Source organism: Candidatus Aquicultor secundus (assembly GCF_002791875.1).
Lineage (GTDB): Bacteria > Actinomycetota > Aquicultoria > Aquicultorales > Aquicultoraceae > Aquicultor_A > Aquicultor_A secundus.
Genome location: NZ_PFNG01000168.1, coordinates 1 through 5415, shown reverse-complemented (window position 1 = coordinate 5415; position 5415 = coordinate 1). Strand labels below are relative to the sequence as shown.

At 51.0% G+C, this 5415-nt stretch carries 6 protein-coding genes; 1 reads left to right on the top strand and 5 read right to left on the bottom strand.

Annotation, left to right across the window (positions count from 1 at the left end; translation table 11 throughout):
* Window positions 1–1327: DAK2 domain-containing protein (locus COY37_RS07075; RefSeq protein ID WP_286976988.1), on the bottom strand; the 1327-nt coding region annotated here is incomplete at its 3' end.
* Window positions 1328–1566: 239 nt separating this feature from the next.
* Window positions 1567–2043, bottom strand: a complete 477-nt coding sequence (locus COY37_RS07070; protein ID WP_286678539.1) for a ferritin-like domain-containing protein — start codon at window positions 2041–2043, stop codon at window positions 1567–1569.
* Between the two features lie 407 nt (window positions 2044–2450).
* Between COY37_RS07070 and rpmB the strand changes: the two genes are divergently transcribed.
* The gene (gene rpmB / locus COY37_RS07065) at window positions 2451–2642 is read left to right on the top strand and encodes a 50S ribosomal protein L28 (protein WP_286678538.1); all 192 of its coding nucleotides are present in this window, start codon (window positions 2451–2453) and stop codon (window positions 2640–2642) included.
* Between the two features lie 83 nt (window positions 2643–2725).
* Here rpmB and yfcE read toward each other — a convergent pair whose 3' ends face one another.
* Genes yfcE through thiL form a run of 3 tightly spaced genes read right to left on the bottom strand, consistent with a single transcriptional unit; the run spans window position 2726 to window position 5246 of the window.
* Entirely contained in the window at window positions 2726–3277 is a 552-nt protein-coding gene (gene yfcE, locus COY37_RS07060; protein WP_286678537.1) for a phosphodiesterase, read from the bottom strand.
* Complete coding sequence (gene thiD, locus COY37_RS07055; protein WP_286678536.1) at window positions 3255–4169, bottom strand: bifunctional hydroxymethylpyrimidine kinase/phosphomethylpyrimidine kinase; 915 nt, start codon at window positions 4167–4169, stop codon at window positions 3255–3257. Before thiD ends, yfcE begins: the two co-directional genes overlap by 23 nt.
* Before the next feature lie 36 nt (window positions 4170–4205).
* Window positions 4206–5246, bottom strand: coding sequence for a thiamine-phosphate kinase (gene thiL, locus COY37_RS07050; RefSeq protein ID WP_286678535.1), 1041 nt, complete (start codon window positions 5244–5246; stop codon window positions 4206–4208).
* Window positions 5247–5415: the final 169 nt, after the last annotated feature.

Genomic DNA, 5415 nt, shown 5'->3' with positions numbered 1-5415 from the left:
CGTCCCGTACGGCATAGGTGACCTCGCCCGTTTTAACGTTTTCGAACGCCTCTTCCATCCCTTCGATATTGTCTTCAAGAGAGGCCTCGCTATCGAATGAAAGCAATGCCGAAAACGCCTCGGGAATCGATCCGGTCGGTATGACGGATACCTCTTTATCGGTTAAGCCGACCGCCTGCCGGGCCGTCAGGATGATATTTTTGTTGTTGGGAAGGATGATGATTTCTTTATTGGGCATCGCGTTCACGGCGGCAACGATATCGGCGGTGCTGGGGTTCATGCTTTGCCCGCCGCTGACGACGCGGCCCACGCCCAGGTTCAAGAGGATCTTTTTAATACCTTCACCGTTTGCAACCGCAATAACGCCAACCCCGGTGACCTCTTTGTGGCTTGACTCGTTCTTGATCGCCTGATTGCGCTGCTTGGACTGTTCGACGATGTTGTTTATCTGTACATCGTTTGCGCTGCCGAGGCCGGTTGCGATTGACAGGACACGTCCGGGGTCGTTTGTATGAATGTGTATTCTCGTCAATTCGGGCGTCCCGACAATGAGCATCGAGTCGCCGAGCGGGTCAAGCTGCGTCTCGAGCGCTTTCATGTCGATACCGTTGCTTTTAAGCAGCAGTTCGGTGCAATAGCCGTACTCGATACTCTCTTCTACGGCGTTTTCTTCAACGACCGTGATACGGTTCGCTTCTTCGCTCATCCCGCTTTCTACAATCTCGCCTTTTAGCGCCGACAAAATCCCCTGGGCGAGCACGACCAGCCCGTATCCGCCGGCATCCACGACGCCTGCCTCTTTAAGGATCGGCAGCAGAACGGGGGTGCGCTCAACCGACCTGCGCCCTTCCTCGATAACGCGCTCGAGAAGGTCGATGGGCCGTATCCCGTTCCCCGAGAGGCTTTCGGCGGCTTTCGCCATATCGTTGATAACCGTAAGCATCGTGCCCTCAACCGGCTTAGTGACGGCCCCGTAGGCGACATCGGAGCCCCGTCGAATCGCCCGTATCATCGTATCCGAAGAGAACCTGTCGCTTCTCTTAGCTTCCTCGCAGATGCCTTTAATAATTTGGGATAAGATAACCCCGGAGTTGCCCCGCGCCCCCATAAGAGACCCGTAGGTAACGGCCTTTGAGACGCCTTTTATAGACGGATCGGCGGCCTTAGAAACTTCGCTTATCACGCTTTGCATGGTATGGAGCATGTTTGTTCCGGTATCCCCGTCGGGAACCGGGTAGACGTTTAAGCGATTTACCTCGTCTTCATATTTTTTAAGGGCTGAAACCGAGGCGCTCAATAATGATAGGACATTGCTTTGTACGAGCATTTCAACTACCTTACTATAACCGTCACTATTACTGGTATACTTGTATCTGTTGTTAGTTTAACGCTTTTACCCAAGTTATTAGGGAGATGCAATAACCGGTTAAGAATTATACACTTATTGACAGAAATTATAGCATAATCGATGTTCCTCGAGTACGTGCGCCCATGCCGGGCGCACCAAAAGTAAAAAGCGTTGCGAGATGCAACGCTTTTTAGCGGTTGATTATGTGTATATCGCGATTAGGCGGCCCCTTTGAGCTCGCCTATCGCATAAGCCTGTTTTTCGCCGAGCCATGTGCCGAACGTATCGGCGTGCTCTTCCTCCTGGATAAGGATATCCTCAAGCATCTTCCTGATTCCGGGGTCGCCATCGCCGATATCCTGAATCGCCTTGGTGTAATCGCGAATGGCGCCTCTCTCAAGCTCGAGGTCTGCCATTAGCATTCCCCGACTGTCTTCAGAGGTGTTAACCTGGCTTGTTTTTAGCTGGGATACCTGTGCAGGGTTTGTTATCGGGTTGCCGCCGAGCATATTAATCCTCTCGGCAAGCATCTCGGCATGCTTCATCTCAACGAGTGCTATGCTTCTTTCGATGTCCCTAATATCAGAGAAATCCATGCCTTTTACCCTGTAGTGGTGGTTCATATATTGCTGAATGGCAAAAAGTTCCGTTGCGCGCAAATAATTAAGCCGTTCGATAATCTCTTGTTTCGTCAAACTGGTCACCTCCTCTCGGGAAAACAAAGCGGACACGATAAGATTACCCTTGAGAAAAATTGATTAAACAATAACAAAGGTGAATTGGTTGATGGGTGAGTGGGATGAGGGTTGGGAGTGTGGGTCCGGGGAAAAACCTTCTTCTTACAATAGTTAAGCTACGCCTAGACGCTGGTAAGTTGCAGTCGCTGTGGGTGCACCCGGGATTCTTCGCTTCGCTCAGAATGACAATTGCTCGCTACTCGCTCTTACCCACTCTCTTTACCCACACCCTATTCACTTATCAACTTTTTTACTGTCAACTTTTACACTGTCAACTTTTTTACTGTCAACTTTTTTACTTGCCAGATAACCGGATAAATGGTAACATTTTGCGGTGTTGATTTTATTTTACAGAGGAGATCGAGATGGCTAGAAAATGCGTTGTATGCGGAAAAGGCCCCATGGCAGGGAACCTTGTAAGCCACTCACACAGGCTAACGCGCAGAAGGTTTAACGCCAACGTGCAGAAAGTTCGCGCGATCATCGACGGCTCGCCGAAGAACGTTTATGTTTGCGCAAAGTGCCTTAAGGCTAATAAAGTAACCCGTGTCGTTTAGTCCCACAAGGAATTTGAAGCCCGGTCTTTCTCTAAAAGCGCGGGCTTTTTGTTTTGCGTCAAGGTCTCATTTAAAGCGCTTTTCTAGAACTCAATCCGGTCAAGCTCTGCCCCATCATCCAGGGATAACAGGCGTACCGTTCTGTTTTCGATGATGCCGACAGACGTGATTTCATCCTCACCTTTGGGGAGCGCTGCGCTTCCAGGGTTAACGAACACAATCCCCTCTTTTACCTTAATACCCCTAACATGGGTGTGGCCGCTGACGATAACATCGAGAACGTACCTGCGTCCCATTTCAACCAGTTTATCCTCATTATAAAGATGGCCGTGGGTCGCCATTATCCTTAAGCCCTCGGCATAGATGAAAGCGTAGGGATTCTGGATTGGAAACGCTATGGCGAACGTATCTACTTCGGCGTCACAGTTTCCTTTAGCAAAAATTGTCGGAAACAGCGCGAAGTTTATAGCTTTGGCCAGCTCGAGCGGATTATAGGATTCGAGCCTGGGGTTAAAAGGCCCGCTGCTTAAGATATCCCCGGTATGGATTGCAAATTCTACATCGCCAAATAGTTCAACCGCTTTCCGCCAACCGTCGACATAGCCGTGGGTATCACTGATCAACCCTATTTTCACACGCATCACCTTCTATAAATTTATGGGCCTCCGTGGTCGCATACCCTTCAGCCGTTTTCTGCTCGTCCGTGCCTCTATTAGTGTTATTACTAGTACTATTACTAGTACTATTGGCAAAATGAAGCGCCTGCAGGCTGCCCTTTCCCAGCAAAACCGCTTTGTTTATCTTGTTGTAGACATACGCCTTGGCTTTATCGACGGCTTCGTCGGGCTCCAACCCGTGCACCAGGTATGCGCAGATCGCCGAGGCCATCATGCATCCTGTTCCGCGCACGTTCTCACGTCTCACCCTTTTCGCCTCGAAATAGTATTCGTGCTCACCATCGTAAAGTAAATCGACGGCCATAGTACCTTCTAGGTGACCGCCCTTTATAAGAACCCAGGCGACACCGGTATCCTTGAGTATCTTTGCGGCTTTAAGGAAGTCGTGCTCGCTCACTATCGTCACACCGGTAAGGCAGCTCGCCTCGCTTAAGTTCGGGGTGACCATGAAGCTATGGGGGAGCAGGCGTTTCTTGAGGACCGCCAGCGATGCCTCCGATACCAACGACTTCCCGTTGTTGGCCCGTAATACAGGATCGATTACGGTAAAGCCTATCGCTTTTTGGGCGATCAGATTACCGACTTCTATCATGTTTTCAGAGCTTCCAAGCATGCCGGTTTTGACCGCGTGGATATCCGTCTCGGCAAGCAGAGATGCGATTTGATCGTGCAGGAGCTTCGCCGTCAGGATTTCGTACGAGGACACGCCCCGGCTGTTCTGAACGGTTACGGCGGATAATGCGGTATACGGGTAGATGCCAAGCTCGACAAACGTTTTTATGTCGGCCTGTATGCCCGCACCACCGCTCGGGTCCGAACCGCCTATCGCAAGAACCTTTTTAATGCCCATATCCCTCACAACCCGAGCGCTTAGGCGCCCCTTAGCTTAAAAATGCGTGTATCCGCCAACGTCAAGCGTGCGCACGGTGCCCGTCCAGTCAACGATGGTTATCCCGCCGGAGACATCCACGACCTCACCCACCACGGTAGCCTTGGCTCCGGCATCGGCAAGGCGGCGCCCGATCTCTTCCCGCTGTTCCCTGGGGGCCGTAAAAACAAGCTCGTAATCCTCGCCGGCGGTTATCGCGATATCTATCGCCCGCTCGCCGGTAAGCTCGGCCACTTTTTCTACGCCCTTCGCGATCGGCACCTTGTTCATATAGAGTCGTGCCCCGACAAGGCTCGCCTCGCAAATGTGCTTGACTTCACTCGCCAGGCCGTCGCTTATATCCTCCATTGCGTTTACACCCGATTGCGCCAGAATCCTGCCTTCTTTAATGCGCGGCTCGGGCAAAAAGTGCGCTTTCTTCAACCGCCCCGCATCTTTCACCCTTGATTCCAGCTCGGGGTTTAAGACCAGGCGCAATCCCGCACCAGATGCCCCCAGTTCACCGGTCACCATGATAAGGTCGTTAACTTTTGCATCGCTTCGCCTGCAAAGGTTCTCTTCTTCGACCTCCCCGACAAGCGCCACATTTATTATCAAAGTATCGGATTTCGTTACATCGCCGCCGACAATCCTTAATCCATATCTTCGCGAAATGTCCGCCATTCCCCTGTAAAGATCTTCAATTACGACAACGTCGGTTTCGGGATTCACCGCAAGCGAAATCACGCCGTAGTCAGGCAGCCCGCCCATCGCGGCCACATCGCTCAAATTTACCGCGATCGACTTATACCCCAACTGCCAAGGGGATATCGAGGTTAAAGTAAAATGAACGTTTTCAACCAGCAGGTCCGTCGTAAGCAGCGTGTAATCAAGCCCGGTCGGCTTTACAACCGCCGTATCATCCCCGATTGTCAGAATAACACGCTCATCCGCATGCTCCACGATCTCTGCAATTCGCTCTATAAGCGCAAACTCACCGATATCTTTAACTTTCATGATGCCATATTCCTTAAACAACGCCCCATAATCCCCGCCCATCGCCTTGTGTCATTCTAAACGTTCTTTTTCTGAACGTTCTTTTCCGTCATTCTAAACGCCAGCAATTGTCATTCTAAACGCCAACAATTGTCATTCTGAGCAGGTCCTTCGCTATCGCTCAGGATAAACTCCGAATCTAGAGAACACTCACAGACTGCTGTTGCCTGTC